Genomic DNA, 17,915 nt, shown 5'->3' on the forward strand with positions numbered 1-17,915 from the left:
GAAAGTGGGTGAAGAGAGACAGAAAAATATCTGTCTCATAATTTCACTTATTCATGATCGGAGGTGCCGTTTCTTCAGGGCTAAGCTCACGAATTAGCACTGGTACTGGATAATCTACACCATCTTGTTTTTCTAGACGGATCGAATACATCGATTGTAATGCTTGATGGTCTTCTTTTCGGAAAGTCATCTTTCCTTTTGGCGTTTCAAATGACATCCCTTCCATAATACCGATTAGTTTTTCCGCATCTGTATCACCATTTGATTTTTTCAAAGCATCTACAATTGAGATAGCTGCAGACATGCCTCCTGGCGTAAATAAATCTGGAACTTCATTGAAGCGTTTTTTATGTTCTTCAACCAACCATTTATTCACATCATTTTGTGGTAACGTATTGTAATAAACAGAGAACCCTTCCATGCCAATTAACGGATTCATAAATTTTAATGCAATAATATCTGGTGCACCCGTTGAAATTTTAATGCCTTTTTCTTGAATTTTTAAATCGGCAATTTGATTCCACGGTGAGTTTGCACCAGCCCATACAACAAATAAATAATCTGGTTTGGCATCAATTACTTTTTGCAAATTAGATGTAAAATCAGTTGCTGCTGGATCTGCATATTCCTCTAAAACAATTTCTGCGCCTAGCTTTTCCGCAGCTGTCTTAAACGCCTTTACCCCATCCCAGCCAAAAGAATAGTCCGGCGCAAACGTTGCGATCTTAACACCTTTTCCTGCGATCGCGGCCGCTGCTGCATAAGCATCCTGAGAAGAATTTCGACCTGTACGGAAAATATATTTATTAAATTCTGAGCCCGTAATACTATCCGCTACCGCAGGCTCCACCACCATAATCTTTTGATACTCTTCCGCAAGTGGTAAAACAGCAAGCGTATCACCTGAGCTAGAGGAACCTACTAAAAAATCAACCTTGTCATCTTCTAATAGCTTTGTCGCTTTTTGGACCGCAACCTCAGGCTTTGTTTCTGTATCTTCATAAACAATTTCTATTTTCTTACCGTTAACCTCCATCGTGCCGCCTGTAGCATAATCAATCCCTAATTCAAAGCCATTCTTTGTTTGTTTCCCATACGATTCCAGAGCACCCGTCAATGACGCAAGCACACCGATTTTAATAGTGCCGCCTTTCTCCGTAGTCTCCTTTGTATCATCCTCCGAAGCCTTACTACCAGTTGAACTATCCTTCGTCTCATCCGAATTACAAGCCACCATCAACATTGACAGCATTAATAAAAGCACAATTAACCCATGCTTCTTCATCCCATATCCCCTTTCATAATGAACTAAAAAGAAAGCGCTTTCGTTGCTATGTAAACACTATATAAAACTACAGTTACAAATTAGTTACAAAAAAGTGCAGCGAAGCGTAACGGCAGTCGCAAGATTTCTGCAGAGAAAGTGGAGTGAAGCGAAGCGCAACGGAAGTGTGGTTTTTCCGGGTATGAGAGGTTTATCGAAACAGTTTTGAGATTTATCGAAAACTTTTGATTGTTTATCGACCAACTTTATCGTTTTATCTACCAACTTTTTTAATTTATCTACCAACTTTTTTAATTTATCTACCAACTTTTTTAATTTATCTACCAACCTTCGAAAAATATCGCTATCTGTCCGCACTCAAAGGATATTTACTGCCCTTTTCTCGTCAAGTATGAGAGGACCCGGGATGAGAGATTTATCGGAACATTTTTGAAAATACAGTACAGTAGCATACCTCGTGGGGGCAACTTTTTTTACAATTTATATAAATTTCATATTAATTCATTAGTAATAATATATTATCCATATTGAAATCTGGTTTTTATAATGAAGATAGCACTTTTAAAAGGAGGGACTAGAATGGAGTTTAGTAAACTTGGTAATAGCGGATTAACAATAAGCAAGATTGCATACGGAAACTGGATAAATCATGGGGGTAAAGTAGATGAGGATACTGCAAAAGAGTGTGTTAAAGCAGCACTAGATGTCGGTATAACTACATTCGATACTGCTGATGTTTATTCAGAAACTAAAGCTGAAGAAGTACTCGGCAGGTCTTTACAAGGTATACGCCGGGAGAGCATTGAACTATGTACAAAGGTGTGCCATCCAACTGGGAATGGGCAAAACGATAAAGGTTTATCACGAAAACATATTCTAGAAAATTGTCATGCATCTTTGCGTCGGTTACAAACAGACTATATAGATGTCTATTATGCACACAGATTTGACCCAACCACTCCTCTTGAAGAAACGATGTTAGCTTTCGCAGATCTTGTCAGACAAGGTAAAGTGCTTTATATCGGTGTAAGTGAGTGGACAGCAGAACAAATTACACGTGGTGCTGCACTTTCACGAGAATTGAATATTCCGTTCATCGCAAGCCAACCCCAGTATTCAATGTTGTGGAGAGTTATCGAAAGCGATATTATACCAACCTGTCAACGTGAGGGACTTGGGCAAGTAGTATGGTCGCCTTTAGCACAAGGTGTTCTCACTGGAAAATATCTACCCCAAAAACCAGTACCAGCCCAATCGCGTGCTAATTCTCCGGCTGGTAAACCATTTTTTAATAAACTTGCACAACGTTGGATGAACGTCAATGTGCTCACTGCTATTCAGAAGCTTAAACCCATCGCACAAGAGATTGATCTTACACTCGCTCAACTCGCAGTAGCTTGGGTACTACAAAACCAGAATGTTTCCTCAGCAATTATCGGTGCCTCGAGCCCAGAACAGGTAAGAGAGAATGCGCTCGCTTCTGGTGTCAAACTAGACATTGAAATTATGAATCAGATTGACAAAGTATTAGAAGGTTTCGTTGAGTACGATCCAAGTAAAACAGGTTAATAATATTGTATTACCCATCCCCTTTAGGATGGGTTTTTATTTTTGGTGATCAAGTTGTAAAATCGAATACATCTCTCTAACAACTGTTAAGAAATGATCTACTACTGCAGATTTTTCATCTTGTCTCCAACCAACATATAAATTTACCTTTGGTGTAGTCTCTTGGATTTTTTTATAGATAACCCCAGGATGTTTATAACTTTCCACCGACGATGGAACGACAGAAACTCCCATTCCGGTTGCCACTAAATTAACAATCGTTTGCATTTGAATAGCTTCTTGAACAACATTTAAACTTACACCATGATCCCAAAAGTAGCTAATAATTAAATCATAAAAATTTGGACCCATATGACGCGGAAACAAAATAAATGGTTCATCAATTAACAATCGGAGTGGTATTTCGGGCAATGAGGCGAAAGGGTGATCTTGATGTAAAACCAATCTTAAAGATTCTTCCGAACAAACTTCAGAAGATAATATCCCGTTGTTCTGTTTAGAACGAATAAATCCAATATGAATTTGTTTCTCATAAAGCGCTTTTAATTGCTGCTCCGTTGTCATTTCACGTAATATAAGATGGATTTTAGGAAAGCGTTCTCGAAATTCATTAAGAACTTCTATAACAATTTCTGTGGAATCGACAAAACCAATAATTAAGTTCCCTATTTTCCCTTCAGCTGCAAGTTGTGTTTCTTTTATAGTTCTTTCTAACTGAAGCAGTGTTTGTTGAGATCCTTCTAAAAATATCCTCCCAGCATCCGTAAGTTCAACCATTCTTTTCGTTCGATGAAAAAGTTGAACTCCCAATTCTTCTTCTAATTTACGAATTTCTTGGCTTAAAGGAGGTTGCGCCATCCTAAGTCGTTCTGCTGCACGACTAAAATTCAATTCTTCTGCAACCATTATGAAATATCGCATTTTCCTAATATCCATTTGCAACTATCCCTTCTACTAAAATCGATTCAGGACTTCTTTTAATATGGAACTCATTGGTGCCTTGTATTTTTTAGCCATGCTTTTTATGTTTTACGGCTCTTTGGTTTAAGGAGAGAAAGATATAAATTCGCCTGATTGATGAATTTATCCAGAATCAATACAAAAATTGAGAAAATAACATTGGGTAATAGGCATAATCGGATATATTGCCATTCTACTAGCCTAGGTTTATATGGTATTTGAAGTGATAATCCATATATCAGTAACGGTATGCCAAATAATCCCCCTAAAAGTCCACTTCTATGATGTTACTTTTTTATTAAATCCATAGGTTAAATTTAATTTTAACAGTTCAAAAATTTTTAGCATAGCATCTACGTCCTTATAGATAAATTCTGTGTCATCTTCCTATTTTTTAGGACGAAAATTAAAGATCATACAAACTAGTTATCCTGTTATCAGCTTACTTTCACAAAAAATTGCAGCAAAAAATCAAACTCATACACTTCGGGTTTCTACAAAGTGAAGTCTAACAATTCCTCAAAAATCAAATCCAACTACATTTCCACGTTAGAAACTTTTTTATAAAAAAATAAAAGATACTTTTCAACCAAATCCAGAAAAAACTTTCCATTTATGTGCGAGTGTTCCATAAAAATTTCGTTATAGTATGTATAACGATCATAAGGAGTGACAAAATGAATGATTTTATCGAGCGCCTTCAACGACATGATGAAAATGCTCTTAAATATGTAGTTGAACACTATTTAGGATTTGTGAAGGCAATTACTTTGAAAATTTTAGACAAACCGTCAGATTACATGCTAGTAGAGGAATGTGTAAATGATGTATTCCTTCTAATATGGCAAAAAAGTATTTATTTCATCGGGGGCGAAGCGGATTTTAAAAAGTGGATTGGGATGATTACTAAATATAAAGCGATTGATATTTACCGAAAACAGCAAAAACAATTTGCCACACTGCCTATGGATAATATCCTGCCTCTTATCGCCTCAGATAATATTGAACAAGAACTGGATAAATTGTATGCGAAAGAACAATTGCTACTTGAAATAATGCATCTACCTGATTTAGATAGAGAATTATTTTTAATGAGGTATTATCTAGAATATTCAAATAGTGAAATAGCAGAAATTCTACATATTACAAAATCTGCAGTGGAAAGTCGTTTATATCGAGGAAAGAAAAAGCTTGCTAAAAATCCTAAATTAAAGGAGTGCTGGATATGAATAAGGAAAAAATCATCTTACAGTTAGATATAGAAGATATCGTACCAGTGGTGGTTTCAAAAAATGAAAAGCAAAAGGTAATTAACACCGTTTTACAAAAGAAACCAAAATCAAAGAAAATCCGTAAATGGGCAATTGCTTCAATTTTTGCTATTGGAATTAGCTCAGCTTGCTTAGTAAATTTTCCATCTCTGGCTTCTAAATTACCAATAAATGATTTAAAAATTCACAAAACTATGTTCTCAAAACAGCATGAATTTATCTTTAATCGAATTTCGATTTCAGGAAATTCAGCGTACATTTACTTTAGCTGTGATATGGACTTTGCTACCGAATTCATAACTTTAGACATAGTTGATAATTTAGAAAATCATTATGAAGATACAACAGAAACGACGACATCAAAAGTAACCGATGATTACTCAAATGGTCAAGCAATAATAAGTAACTTTAATGCTGATGCTTCCGCAATCTTCATTACGCCAATAATTCGTACAATGGATAACGAGGGCAAAGTCACTAAAGAAAGACTTGAGACTATAAAAATTGATATAGATTCCAATGAGGAAAATACGTGAAAAGAAATTAGACAGAAAGAATCCCTTGAATTTATTGAGTAAGTGAATTCTTCAACAGATCAAGGGATTTCATTCTGTCATTTTATTCAAAATATCAATCGTTAAATTCCTTCACCCTATCTAACCATTCATGCATAAGGCTATTAAACAAAACAGCTTGTTCAATTTGCAAGTTATGCCCAGCCTTATCTAAAATTGTGAAGGCTGCTCTTGGGAATTTATCTAAAATGGCAAAAGCGTCCTTATAGCCAACAATCGAATCTTGTTTACCTAGCAAGAAAAGACTTGGCTTGTCAAAAGTAAGTTCATCCACAGCAAAAGAAAAACCATAACTTTTCTGGACTTTTTCTAAAAACTCCATATCTGCGATTTCACAACCTGCTAACACTTCATTCGTATAACGATGACAATTATATTCATCTAAAACAACAAGATGTGAGCTAAAATCCTCTAGTTCCTCTTTCGTTAATGTCGATAAAAATTCTTTATCCGACAAGACAATACTTTGTTCTGGTACTGTTCGACCTTCTTTATCAGGGATAATTAATGGACAAATAAAAGCAGCCCCTAAAATTTGTTCATGATACTCCCTCATAATTCCACGCACTAAATATCCACCATAAGATTCTCCTACCAATAAATAACGTTCATTTGGGAGTAAGGAGTGAATTAGTTCGACTACGGCATCAAGCATTTCATCTGAATTATTGATATTTTCGTAGTCTGTCGTTTTGCCCATTCCTGGAAGGTCAATATAGATTCGTTTCCAACCCACCCTTTCTGCAAAAACGGATTCCATACATCCCTTCATTAGTCTATGATCTGGCGAATATCCATGGAGCATTACGATTGGTGTTCCAGTCCCAATTATTTCATAGTAAATATTCGCCTTACTTACCTTACAAAATGACATAGTAGTTCCTCCAATATTATTATAAAAATTCAAGTGTGTTGATTAACTATTTTTATCCACCCTAATTAATTAGAAGGCACTGATTTCCGCTACGGGCTACTCGCTTTCCCGCGGGAGTCGAGTAGCCCTACGCTACAATCAGTTAAAATGGGAATATTTTAGCAAAATTGCAACAAAAAAATCCTTTTATCGCTCAATAATAAACCTATTTTTTTCCTAATCAACACGACTTATAAAAATTATTGATTAATATACATAAATGATGGGGAAAACTCAATTATTTTTTCCATCACATAATTTATATGAAATTCATGGTCAACGAGATGGTAGTCGTCAATGACAATTAAAATCGGCCCTTCGATTGCACATAAACTGTTGACAAACAGCTTAAACCAACGATTTAGTTCCTCAATTTTCGGAAAACGGGATAATTGATTCCATGCATCAAATTCTTGGCCGAAGCCCGGAACAATTCGTGTGATACTAAAAAATAAATGCCTTAAAAACGGCAATATATTATCATCTTCCTCCGACACACTATACCAAGAAAATTTGCTTGATTGTGCATGTAGAAATTGTGTAAGGATTGTTGTTTTGCCATACCCTGCCCCACTATGAATAAGTGTGCAAGTATGGTCTAGGCTTTTTTTTAATGTTCTCATTAAAGTAGCTCTACTAATACAATGATTGGACGGACTCGGTGGAATACATTTTGATTGAATAATAATGTCTGTCGTCATTTAGCGATAACCTCCCCATTCAATTGGTTATGTAAGGTTATAAGTCTTCAGAGTTAAAATCTTTTAAATAATGAGTTCATCTTTATAACGTGGGGATGATCTTGTGAAATCTTTACATTTAAGTATCGAATAAAAGCGAAAACTCAAGTATCGTAATTGTTGCTGAGACAAACCACGAGAGGCGTTTTCGCTTGGTACTCCAAGTTTATCATAACTTTTTTTCAAGTTTCCTTACCATACGATGAATAATCAACATTATTTATCGTATTTCTTAAACTCAGGGGTTTCCATTAGTCTTTGGAAAAAGATATCTTTGGCTTCGTATTCTTTCTTCAATTATCATATGCATCGCGATATTTATTATTTGCCAATAAAACTTCTCTAAATTTCCAAAAGAAATCAAACTCAGAATCAATTACAGTTAATTGAACTCCTAAAGGAGGATCACTTGTATCATCTTTAAATGCCCTAAATGTAGCTGTTTTGACACTTTCATCAATTTCTATCATATAAATTTGATAGTAGTTCTACTGCTATCGAAAATTGTTCAGCACTAACACGTACTTGGATGTCTAAATCACCTTTAGTCACGCTATCAGGAATTGCTGTACTACCAACATGCTGGATATCAGCCTCTGGTAATAATTCTTTTATTTTCGTGTATCAAAAAAGTTTTCACAGCATTTTCATGAAATAGTTGACTATTAAAAAAATTTACTTTTCCCATATAAAACTTCCCCAATCTATCTTTTTATAAAGCAGCAATGTTAACTACTTTAGTAGATATTACTAAACTAATTCTATAGTAAACGAAGTAATTCGAATGGGTACTTTATCCTTTATTTTACCATCATAGCCCAATTTCACCCTATCGCCAATATGAAATGTTTCATCTGGATTCTTCGCAAGATTTACAATCACTACCTTTAGTTTTTAATTACATAAACCATTGTACGTGGCATTTCTCTCCTCAATTACACCTGTAAAAGTTACTTTTACTTTATATTAAAAAGAATCCATTTTGATAAGATTGATCAAAATGGATTCTGATTCATGTTTTGTTTTTTACCTTTGATCTACCGCCACTTAAAGGATGATAAATTACAGACGTTACAGAAATCAATAGCCTGTAAACTAACTCTGCTTTTTGATACTTATCAAAGACCGATTAAACTTGACTGACTCTTCCCACTGGGGAAAATGACTTGAGTTTTCGAACCAAATGAGTTTTTTGTGCGTTTTTATTGTATGATAGTAATCCTCTACTAATGAAGAAGAAACATGTCGATCATGACGCCCCTCAAAAAACGTAATAGGTACATCGAAACTCTTGTATTCACTAAAATCAATTTCCATGAGCTCTTGCCACAAATATTGTATAGATTGTAGACTCCCTTTTTCGCGATTGATTAAATCTTTAAATGTGTACTTTGATGAAAAAATGAAATCCCTTACCAATTGGTTGTAATTGCTTTTTCCATATAAAGAATGTCTGTATCGAACCACTAATTTAGTAACAAATAATAAATCGTTTAACCAATCTTTTTGAGTCAATGAAAGGTCAATAGTTCTCAATCGCTGAACAATCTTTTTTTGATTTCGTTCTTGACTTTCTTTCAGAACAAAATCATATTGACTCTTCAACCCTTTTTTCATGTTAACTACTTGACCACATCCAAAATAACTATGTACTAGCTGTGGATATTTTTTAATGAAAATTAAGCCTAGAACACTTCCCCACGAGTGCCCTAAAAGGTACACTTTTTCTTGTTTAAACGTTTCTAACAAATAATGAATTAAACTGTGTAGATCTTCTATATAAGTTTCAATAGATATTTGTTCATCTTCAGAAAATTTATAGTAGGATTTCCCAGCCCCTCTTTGTTCCCAGACTACAACATTAAACGTTTTTCCAAGTTCTGAGTTATATTTATAAATCAGTGGTAAAGCGGCATCCCCTGGACCACCATGCAAATAAACTAAAAGAGGTAGATTGTTATCTTCACCAAAAATAGAAATAAATTGTTTGGAAGAGCCTATTTCTATATACTTAGACAATTGAGTTTTCATTTTCTTCTCCTACCTTACGATCTATGATATATCTACCTCTTTAAAAAGCTCAATACTTGCATATCTATCTAGCATATCATTCTTATAAACTACTTATAACTTCATACGAGGCCTCTCTCTTTTTATATTACTTATATACCGTTATTACAAAAAGAATAAGAAGAACTCTGCTGTTAAGTGGATAAAGCTAGCATCCTATTCCAATAATTTTTTCCAATAGTCTGCAATACGATTAAATGTTTTTTCTGATTTATCTTGGATAAAGCCTTTAGCAGCTTCATCGACTTTGTCATATGGAGAGATTCCTTTTGTTGCAAACTCCAAATATTGCTTTTGGATTTGAGACATCAGTGCATCCACCTCTGATTGATTTTTGAGGGTGCTAAATTTTTCTTTATAGCTCTCTATCATCTCAGTAATTTCTGCTATAGTGTAATTTGTTTTGCCTAGTTTATTTGTAATGGTTAAATCTTTCTTCCGTTCAGCATTTAAAGTTGATGTATCCATACCTCGCATCTCAAATACTTTAGCACGCCCTCTATAAAACTTTTCTTCTTGAGAAGCATGATTGATCACACGGCTTTCATTATGTTTAACATATTGATCGATTAAGTCATCAAAGCCCTGTTTCATATCACCTGTTAAATACTTTTCACTAAAAAATTTTAAAGCAGTTGTTGAAGCAGCAAGTTCCAACTGTGCTTCTGTAGAGCTTAATTCTTGCGCAATCGGCGTCCTACCAGCTTTAATATCCCTTCCTTTCATCTGGGATATATCCAAATTATCCAGACCGTCCGTTATGTCTACCAGCATATTTTCTATGTCATCAATTGTGCGTGTATCTTTACCTGTAAAAAAACCTGTGTCACTCAAGTATTGACTAAAGATAAGCCACTGATCCTGTGGGCGATATGAAAATATATCGGAAGGATCAGGATTTACCGATAGCATGTCCATTTCTGCGATTTCTTTCTCTGTCATAGCTTTTAAATACTTCACTTCATCAGATAGAGTGAGTGTATATGCTTTACCATCACGTTCTACTTCAATTTCATTTTTTCCGCCAAGAGCTTGCCCCTTTGTAGAGTTAGGATTGCTAATTGCCTCTTGTCTATGGTACTCCCTAGTAGCTCCTTCATATTGAAGATTAATTTGCACTCCAATCACCTCACCTTTTATTGCAATTTAGTTAAGAAAGCTTACTACTGTCTTTATCTCATTTACTCATTTAAATCTATATCGGATGGGAAAGGGTTTATTTAACAACAAATACAATTAATTACCATTAAAAAACCCAATGATTTGTTGTATCGATGAGTCCGCTTTACGCAAAGTTAGCGATTATGCAGTCATTAATTTTGTCATCTCCAGCTTTTGATGATGCTTTCAATTATTGTCAGTTTACCTTTATAGTGATTTAACAAAATAACTTGCTAAAAATGAAAAATCCCGATTATCAACTATATGATAATCGGGTAGTTTAATAGGTTAAAATTATAAAAGTCCTTTACGTAATTCAGCAGCTGATTTTGGTGACAACAGACCGAATGGGATATCGAATACTGTTTTAGCACCTTTGTCTCCAGCTTGGTTTAAGCGATGGGCTGCACGTGCAAATGCTACTAGAACACTAGACGTGAAGTTTGGATTACTTTCAAGCTTTAATGAGAATTCAAGAATTTGTTTTTCGTTAGCGCCGCTTTCTCCACTACGAATAACGAATCCACCGTGAGGCATGCCTGTGTGGTTTGCTTTAAATTCTTCTTCAGAAATAAAGTTTACTGTTGTGTCATACTCATCAAAGTAGTTCGGCATCGTCACAATTTCTTGCTCAACTTTTGCAGCATCCGCACCTTCTTCAAGTACAACCCAGCATTCACGTGCATGTTTTTCACGTGTTGTCAGCTCAGGATTTTCACCGTTGCGAACACGTTCTACAGCCTCTTGAATTGGCAATGTGTATTGTACTGCATTTTTAACACCTTCAATGCGACGCACAGCATCTGAGTGTCCTTGACTTAAACCATCTCCCCAGAAAGTATAAGTTGTACCTACTGGTAGAACTGATTCCCCGAGTAAACGATTTAATGAGAATAAACCTGGATCCCAGCCAACTGAAATGACGGATACTTTACCAGATTTTTGTGCCGCTGCATCTACAGCCTCGAAAAACTCAGGAATTTTCGCATGAGTATCAAAGCTATCAATTGTATTAAACCATTGTGCAAAGTGTGGTCCTTGCTCTGGTAAATCTGTTGCTGAGCCACCACATAAAATCATTACATCAATGTCATTTTGGAATTTTTCAGCATCATCCACTAAATATACACTTGCATTACTTGCAATGTTTACAGTTGAAGGATCGCGACGTGTGAATACCGCTACTAATTCCATATCTGGATTTTGTGAAATAGCATACTCTACACCGCGCCCTAAATTTCCATAACCTACAATACCTACTCGAATTGCACTCATTAAAAATTCCTCCTTACGATTACGTGACTATGTGAAGTCCTTCACGTTAAATCTACTTACAATAATACGTTGTGTTAGGAAAATTCACAATAGTTTGAGTACGTGTTTTTCTCTTGAAATTATACAAGTTTTCTATGATTTCTATTCATAAATGGTATGAATACGGTTACATTTTACTTAACTTCTTTCAGCGGGTGTAAAACATCCGCTGAAAGAAGTTAAAGCCTCCGGCGGATGTCATGGAAATCAGAAAGGAGTTCAAGAGGATGTTAGCCTAAAATCATCGCATCCATGCGATAACGGCTAACTGACCTGCGTCGGTGCCGCTGCCGCTACGCTTTCGCGCAAAAAACATCTGCAGGCCTAAGCACAAAGCCGATTCCGGACGCAATTATGCCGAGGCATAATTGATTTAGTAACCTTTAAGTTTTCGTTAAAGCCTTGTAAATTGAGACTATTCCGACCGTATGTCTTGTACAATAAAACTAACGACAAAGGGGGCATGTTGAATGAAAAGTAATTGTTATTCACCAAGCACAACAGTGGAACAAGGAGAATTATTTGCTTGTCCATTCCAAAATGCACAAAAATCTGCTAAAACTCACATTGAAATTGAGGTAAAGCACAAAAAGATCCCACTCAACACACACCAATATTTAAGGGTTATACCTTTTGGCGTTATAGAAGAAACCCTAACAATCTCCGTACAAAACCAAAGAGTCAATGAGGCTAACTTTTACCATAGCGGCAAGGAGATAGCGCGCTGGTTAGTTAAAAAAAGTGAATACAATAAGCGAGAGTTCACTGTATTTCCTGTGCCAATTCGGAAAGACGCTTTTCATTCATAATGTGGTAGCCATTCTTTCTCTTCTCTAAAATTTTTTCTTCGCAAAATTGTGCAAGTACATATAATAAATGTCGGTAAGAAACCCCTAAATATTCACAGATTTCGGTATGCTTTTCTTTATAAATACCTTGATCTGACGATAATTGGATAAAGGCAGCAAGTCGATTTTCAAGTGGATATGCTTGATTTTGTGTATATTTTGACGTCATTTTGGTCGCCTTTTCCCCTAAAAACACACAAATTTTACGTAAAAATAGTACATCCGTGAGTAACTTTTCTTTGCAGGACTGTGTAATCGAAAAACAAATCGTCTCAGTTACTGTCTGAATCCCCTTCGTATATCTCGCCTCATTAAGCAACTCAATTTCACCCATAAAACGCGGTGGCTCTGGGTATTCGATAAGCGAGACCTTGCCGTTTTTATGCGTCATATATATTTTCGCTTTTCCTTCAATCATGTAGTACAGCGTATCTGGAAATGATCCTTCTGTAAAAATCCATTCGCCTTTGTCAAACTTACATACTTCCAAATACGGGTCAATATCAAATGAGAAAAAATCATCAATTGGATATTTATCGAGATAGTATGAACGTTCCTCAGCTGTCAGTTTATGCATTTTTTACTCTCTCCTCCAAAAAAACATGAGATATCTCACATTATTGTAACGATGAACGTGCTATTATTCAACATAGTTAAATTGGAGGTACGTAAAATTTATGAACAATCAACGATGGCTTTCTCAAAATTTCTTTGCATTTTTCATTACATGGGGTATTTTCTTACCTTATTGGACTGGTTGGCTTGTAGATGCCAAACACCTTACTGTTTCAGAGGCTAGCGTTGTAATGGGCTGCGGTCTTTTAGCACGGGCAATTTCAAATCTCTTTTTCTTCCCGACGCTTGCAAAATATGTGAATAATAAACGACTCACTAGCATTCTAGCAATAGGTGCCCTAATTACAACTTTACTTTACATACTAAGCACGGGCTTTATCTCGCTTCTTATTGTTACCCTTTTATTTAGTGTTTTCTATCCAGCACTGCTACCTGCCGTTGAAAGTAGTGCGGCAACGCTCGTACAGCACGGAAATGTACACTATGGTAAAAGCCGTTCCTATGGTTCCCTTGGCTTTGTCATTGCAGTATTAATCATTAGTATGCTGACAGGTGCATTTGGCAATAACATTATCTTTTGGAGTATGGTGGCCGGCCTAATCGGTATGCTGTTGATGCAGCAAATGGCTACACCAAAAGAGTTACTCGTTGTACCGACAAAAGAACAACGTGCAAAATCATTGTCGATGAAAACATTATGGACGATTAAAGGTTTCCCTATTGTTTTATTAATCGTTATACTATTGCAAGGCGCACACGCTTCTTATTACAGCTACGGCTATATATATTTAGGTGACTTACATGTCGACCCATTCTACATGGGGATGATTATTAACATCGCTGTAATTTGCGAAATCTTATACTTTATGAAGGCTGATACACTATTTAAAAAATGGCGCTCATCTTCCTTATTACTTTTAGCAGCAAGTGGTTCATCATTACGTTGGCTACTTATTTACCTATTCCCGAATGTCTGGGTATTTATCGCTTCTCAAACATTACATGCATTATCTTTTGCTCTCGCGCATTACGCTTTTATCAGCTATTTAACAAAAACATTGCCGAAGGAGCAAATTCCAAATGCACAAGGCCTTTACTCTGCATTAGCAATGGGATTAAGTACAGCGATCCTTACATTTTTAGGCGGCTATTTATACGAGATTTCACCTGGACTATCATTTGCAGCAATGCTTATTTGTACTATTCCAGCAATCGGTATACTGCTTGCTACTAGAAATAAATATCAATATTAAAATAAGCAGGTGAGATTTTTCTCACCTGCTTTTCTATATGCTCACCTTGGATAATACGAAAACCCAGGATATTTCACGACCGGCCACTTTTCCTTTCTTAATACATGTAGCAGCTCAGGGCCAATATTTAAATTGCTTTGTATTAGCTCAGATGGTGTAAGGGCCATCCATTGATTTAACGAAACATCCTGAAATCTATCACTTTTAAACATTTCAAGGAACCATAATGTCTCAGTACCGGTATTCTCAATGTAGTGACCATTTGCAAATGGCACGTATCCGACATCTCCTGCACGATAATCGAATGTTCTCGCCACACCATTAGCTGCAAATACTGTCATACGCCCTTTTCCTTGTAGATAATATTGCCATTCGTCATTATTCGGGTGCCAATGCAGCTCTCTCATAGCACCAGGCTTAATCTCGACAAGTGCTGCTGCGATATTTTTAGAAATAGGAAAGTTTGTCGAATCTACAATTCTAACACTGCCACCTGGAGTTTTAATAGGAGTTTGTGCAAGCAGACGATGCTTGAAGGTTTGAGGAACCGTACCATATGGAGATTGTACTTTTTGTGTGTCTAGTGGTCCTGGAACTTGATCTTGATAAATATAGACTTGTTCTTTCGGGATATGTTGAAAAGCGCTCGTTGGAACACCAAAATTGGAGGACAGCACATCTTTAGGAGTATGCGCAAACCAATCAGATATTGAAAATGTACTAAGATCTGAAAAATGCCCATCGTCAAACACTAGTAAAAATTCGCAGCCATCTTCAAGTCCCTGTATGGAATGAGGAATTCCTGGTGGGAAATACCATAAATCGCCCGGTCCTACATCGGCTATAAAATTACGCCCATTTTGATCGACCGCTGTAATGCGTGCATGACCAAGAAGCATATACGACCATTCGGCCTGTTGATGCCAATGCAGCTCACGTACCCCACCAGGTGTCAAACTCATATTGACACCTGCCAATGTCGTAGCAATAGGCAGATCACGAGCGGTAATTTCTCGAGACCAACCGCCATGTTTTAAAACCATATGCGTATCAGAAAATGAAAATTTTAAATTTGGTACAAGCCCAGCATCCGTTTTAGGTGGGACAAGCATATCAGGATTTTCCAAATCCCTCATAATATCTCTCGGCCCTTTATCCACCCCACCTGCCCCATCTTTCCGAATAGGCTGTGGAACATAAGAATAGCCATCTGGCATGTTCTCCAATAGTTCACCTCTTCATAAAGAAATCGTTATATACATATGTATGGATTCATTACTAGAATTATTCTTTTCCATGTAGCTTGGTTGCGAGGATGGCAGTATATGAACCATCTTGTTTTATTGTATAATAATACCTACAATCAAATAAAAATACAAAGGGTGATGGTTTATGGAATTTATATTTGAATCTGAGGATTTAGAAGATTACTTACTTGAATTAGATGTGGTTAATTACTCTAACCGAATTATTAAAGAGAAAATTGAGGAACTATTTAACTCAACTCAAACAGAGGTTGAAAAAGCAAAGATTGCTTTTGAATTTGTTTCAGATGAAATATCACATTCTTGGGATATTCAAGGAGAAAAAGTTACTTGTCATGCATCAGACGTATTGAAGTATAAACAAGGTATTTGCTATGCAAAATCAAACCTGTTAGCAGCATTATTACGTTCGCAAGGTATTCCAACAGGTTTCTGTTATCAACGATTAATGTTGTTTGATACCCCAGAAAAAGGATACTTGGTTCATGCAATAAATGCTGTATATCTTAAATCCCATAAAAAGTGGATACGATTAGATGCTCGTGGAAATAAAACTGGGGTTAATGCTCAATTTTCAATAGATGAAGAAAAATTAGCTTTTCCAATTAACAAGGAACTTGGTGAAAAAGATTATTCTGTTATTTTTATAAAGCCAAACCCCAAAATCATTGCTGTATTAAAGAAGCATACGGATGTATTGGAAATGTATAAGCACTATTTACCTGAAAGTATATAACAGGGGTTGTAGTTAAATAACGCTTATTAAAATAATCTTCATATAAAAACTCCATTTTTATCAAAAAATTTTTAAATTGGAGTTTTTTCTTGCAGTTGTTATCGAAGAGTTCTCAGGAGTAAGAAAGGCAGAAATTGAACAACCTTCTCTTTAAAGTAAAAACAATAAAAAGATGCAATAGAAATTGCATCTTTAAGAATTTATTTTCTTCAGTTGCAAGCGAGAAATTAGGCTTTTTTTCAAATGCTAGTCAGTGTTAATATTATAGTCTAACTTTAACCTCAGTGCCGTCCTTAGCTTTGACATCTACTAGTACGATTCCCTTATGATTTTTCAGTTCTTTGACGATAGGCCTTAGCGTTTTTTTCTCTATTAGCGGGAAGGTAAAGTCCAGTTTCTTTCTTTCGAAATGCTCTTTTGTCCATTTGTTTAAATTTCGTTGCAAAAGTTTCGAAGACAAAATTGAAATAACAATGTTTAAAATAGTATATGGCATTGGGATGTTAAGCCGAAAGCCTTTTGCTTTCACTTTTACATGCATCATAAGCAACTATTCAATAATGACCGAAACGGTATCCCCGTTTGCCGATTTAATATCAACAATTTGGCCATCTAATTCGTTTTCAATTGCTTCAATAATAAGGTTTATATCTATATCTTTAACGTATTTTTCCGCTTGAGGAACACTCGCTGCGATGCTGAGTCCAGCCATTAATACTACCTTGACAAGTTTTATAGGCAAATTGACCATGACGTTATCATTTTCGGCTGATACAACACGTACTTTTAAAGTTTTATCTAAATATTTAGTCGGTTTTTCATTACTTGTTTCTTCTTTTTCTTTTAATACTTGAATCAGTTCTGATCCCTGTTCTGCATCAATCTTACCTTCTTGAACCATTGTTAATACTCTTGCAATTTCCTCTTTCATAATAAAAACCTCCCTATTCGTCTTTTAAGAGCTTAATGGCTTCTTCTGGTGTGATTTCGCCATTTTCCAACATAGTAACAACTTTTTTCTCATCTACTTCATTTTTCTTCTTTTGCACATATCCAAGAGAAGAAATAATGTCTGTTAGTTTGCCTCGAACCGTTGGATACGAAATCCCCAGTTCCTTTTCCACTTCTTTGATATTCCCTCTGCAAGTTAAAAATACTTCCACAAAATGAAGCTGATCCTTTGATAAAGATGCCAGCTTAGATAATTCAAACTCATTTTCAATCGTTGTGTGACAATGAGAGCACTGTAACTTTGTAATTTTCAATGTTTTACTGCAAACAGGACAATTTGTGATAACTTTATAAGCCATAGTGATATCCCTTCCTTCTAGTTGATTTGATTATACAACAAGGAATTGAAAATGCAAATAATAAAAATT

Annotated in this window: 20 protein-coding genes; 6 read left to right on the plus strand and 14 right to left on the minus strand. The window is 35.7% G+C overall.

Going from position 1 to position 17,915, the window contains the following annotated elements; genetic code table 11:
- Nucleotides 1-43: 43 nt before the first annotated feature.
- A complete protein-coding gene (locus ACFXN8_RS15535) occupies nucleotides 44-1,285 on the minus strand; it encodes a substrate-binding domain-containing protein (protein WP_386846312.1) in 1,242 nt (413 codons plus the stop codon).
- Between the two features lie 579 nt (nucleotides 1,286-1,864).
- Between ACFXN8_RS15535 and ACFXN8_RS15540 the strand changes: the two genes are divergently transcribed.
- Nucleotides 1,865-2,854, plus strand: coding sequence for an aldo/keto reductase family protein (locus tag ACFXN8_RS15540; protein ID WP_386846314.1), 990 nt, complete (start codon nucleotides 1,865-1,867; stop codon nucleotides 2,852-2,854).
- A 36-nt stretch (nucleotides 2,855-2,890) separates the two neighbouring features.
- Here the strand turns inward: ACFXN8_RS15540 and ACFXN8_RS15545 are convergent, their stop codons facing one another.
- Entirely contained in the window at nucleotides 2,891-3,790 is a 900-nt protein-coding gene (locus ACFXN8_RS15545; RefSeq protein ID WP_386846316.1) for a LysR substrate-binding domain-containing protein, read from the minus strand.
- Nucleotides 3,791-4,491: 701 nt separating this feature from the next.
- Between ACFXN8_RS15545 and ACFXN8_RS15550 the strand changes: the two genes are divergently transcribed.
- Nucleotides 4,492-5,043, plus strand: a complete 552-nt coding sequence (locus tag ACFXN8_RS15550; RefSeq protein WP_376070506.1) for a sigma-70 family RNA polymerase sigma factor — start codon at nucleotides 4,492-4,494, stop codon at nucleotides 5,041-5,043.
- Entirely contained in the window at nucleotides 5,040-5,621 is a 582-nt protein-coding gene (locus ACFXN8_RS15555; RefSeq protein ID WP_386846318.1) for a hypothetical protein, read from the plus strand. The genes ACFXN8_RS15550 and ACFXN8_RS15555 overlap by 4 nt, the downstream gene beginning before the upstream one ends.
- Nucleotides 5,622-5,715: 94 nt before the next feature.
- Here ACFXN8_RS15555 and ACFXN8_RS15560 read toward each other — a convergent pair whose 3' ends face one another.
- From ACFXN8_RS15560 to ACFXN8_RS15590, 7 genes are all read right to left on the minus strand, one after another.
- Nucleotides 5,716-6,534 carry an alpha/beta fold hydrolase gene (locus tag ACFXN8_RS15560; protein WP_386846320.1) on the minus strand — a complete coding sequence of 273 codons (819 nt, stop codon included), beginning with the start codon at nucleotides 6,532-6,534 and terminating at the stop codon, nucleotides 5,716-5,718.
- Between the two features lie 239 nt (nucleotides 6,535-6,773).
- Nucleotides 6,774-7,274, minus strand: coding sequence for a hypothetical protein (locus ACFXN8_RS15565; RefSeq protein WP_386846322.1), 501 nt, complete (start codon nucleotides 7,272-7,274; stop codon nucleotides 6,774-6,776).
- A gap of 332 nt (nucleotides 7,275-7,606) precedes the next feature.
- Nucleotides 7,607-7,783, minus strand: a complete 177-nt coding sequence (locus tag ACFXN8_RS15570) for a hypothetical protein (protein ID WP_386846324.1) — start codon at nucleotides 7,781-7,783, stop codon at nucleotides 7,607-7,609.
- A complete protein-coding gene (locus ACFXN8_RS15575; protein WP_386846379.1) occupies nucleotides 7,770-7,928 on the minus strand; it encodes a GrpB family protein in 159 nt (52 codons plus the stop codon). The genes ACFXN8_RS15570 and ACFXN8_RS15575 overlap by 14 nt, the downstream gene beginning before the upstream one ends.
- A 480-nt stretch (nucleotides 7,929-8,408) precedes the next feature.
- On the minus strand, nucleotides 8,409-9,344 hold the full coding sequence (locus ACFXN8_RS15580) for an alpha/beta fold hydrolase (RefSeq protein ID WP_386846326.1): 936 nt from the start codon (nucleotides 9,342-9,344) through the stop codon (nucleotides 8,409-8,411).
- Nucleotides 9,345-9,539: 195 nt separating this feature from the next.
- Nucleotides 9,540-10,502 carry a hypothetical protein gene (locus ACFXN8_RS15585; protein WP_386846328.1) on the minus strand — a complete coding sequence of 321 codons (963 nt, stop codon included), beginning with the start codon at nucleotides 10,500-10,502 and terminating at the stop codon, nucleotides 9,540-9,542.
- A gap of 336 nt (nucleotides 10,503-10,838) precedes the next feature.
- A complete protein-coding gene (locus ACFXN8_RS15590) occupies nucleotides 10,839-11,819 on the minus strand; it encodes a diaminopimelate dehydrogenase (RefSeq protein ID WP_386846330.1) in 981 nt (326 codons plus the stop codon).
- Nucleotides 11,820-12,328: 509 nt separating this feature from the next.
- Here ACFXN8_RS15590 and ACFXN8_RS15595 point away from each other — a divergent pair.
- On the plus strand, nucleotides 12,329-12,667 hold the full coding sequence (locus tag ACFXN8_RS15595; protein WP_386846332.1) for a hypothetical protein: 339 nt from the start codon (nucleotides 12,329-12,331) through the stop codon (nucleotides 12,665-12,667).
- Here ACFXN8_RS15595 and yeiL read toward each other — a convergent pair.
- Nucleotides 12,621-13,283, minus strand: coding sequence for a transcriptional regulator YeiL (gene yeiL / locus ACFXN8_RS15600; protein WP_376070532.1), 663 nt, complete (start codon nucleotides 13,281-13,283; stop codon nucleotides 12,621-12,623). The two genes, ACFXN8_RS15595 and yeiL, sit on opposite strands and share 47 nt — an antisense overlap.
- Nucleotides 13,284-13,383: 100 nt before the next feature.
- Between yeiL and ACFXN8_RS15605 the strand changes: the two genes are divergently transcribed.
- Complete coding sequence (locus tag ACFXN8_RS15605; protein WP_376070535.1) at nucleotides 13,384-14,535, plus strand: MFS transporter; 1,152 nt, start codon at nucleotides 13,384-13,386, stop codon at nucleotides 14,533-14,535.
- Nucleotides 14,536-14,576: 41 nt separating this feature from the next.
- Here the strand turns inward: ACFXN8_RS15605 and ACFXN8_RS15610 are convergent, their stop codons facing one another.
- Nucleotides 14,577-15,752 carry an oxalate decarboxylase family bicupin gene (locus tag ACFXN8_RS15610; RefSeq protein WP_376070634.1) on the minus strand — a complete coding sequence of 392 codons (1,176 nt, stop codon included), beginning with the start codon at nucleotides 15,750-15,752 and terminating at the stop codon, nucleotides 14,577-14,579.
- A 175-nt stretch (nucleotides 15,753-15,927) separates the two neighbouring features.
- Between ACFXN8_RS15610 and ACFXN8_RS15615 the strand changes: the two genes are divergently transcribed.
- Nucleotides 15,928-16,536 (plus strand): transglutaminase-like domain-containing protein, encoded by a 609-nt coding sequence (locus ACFXN8_RS15615; protein WP_386846335.1) that lies wholly within the window; start codon nucleotides 15,928-15,930, stop codon nucleotides 16,534-16,536.
- Nucleotides 16,537-16,798: 262 nt separating this feature from the next.
- Here ACFXN8_RS15615 and ACFXN8_RS15620 read toward each other — a convergent pair whose 3' ends face one another.
- Genes ACFXN8_RS15620 through ACFXN8_RS15630 form a run of 3 tightly spaced genes read right to left on the minus strand, consistent with a single transcriptional unit; the run spans nucleotide 16,799 to nucleotide 17,846 of the window.
- Complete coding sequence (locus ACFXN8_RS15620; protein WP_386846337.1) at nucleotides 16,799-17,080, minus strand: hypothetical protein; 282 nt, start codon at nucleotides 17,078-17,080, stop codon at nucleotides 16,799-16,801.
- A 6-nt stretch (nucleotides 17,081-17,086) separates the two neighbouring features.
- Entirely contained in the window at nucleotides 17,087-17,467 is a 381-nt protein-coding gene (locus tag ACFXN8_RS15625; RefSeq protein ID WP_386846339.1) for an SHOCT-like domain-containing protein, read from the minus strand.
- Nucleotides 17,468-17,480: 13 nt separating this feature from the next.
- Nucleotides 17,481-17,846, minus strand: a complete 366-nt coding sequence (locus ACFXN8_RS15630) for a DUF2089 domain-containing protein (protein ID WP_375350493.1) — start codon at nucleotides 17,844-17,846, stop codon at nucleotides 17,481-17,483.
- Nucleotides 17,847-17,915: the final 69 nt, after the last annotated feature.

Origin of the sequence: Lysinibacillus sp. NPDC059133, assembly GCF_042755925.1 — a bacterium.
Lineage (GTDB): Bacteria > Bacillota > Bacilli > Bacillales_A > Planococcaceae > Lysinibacillus.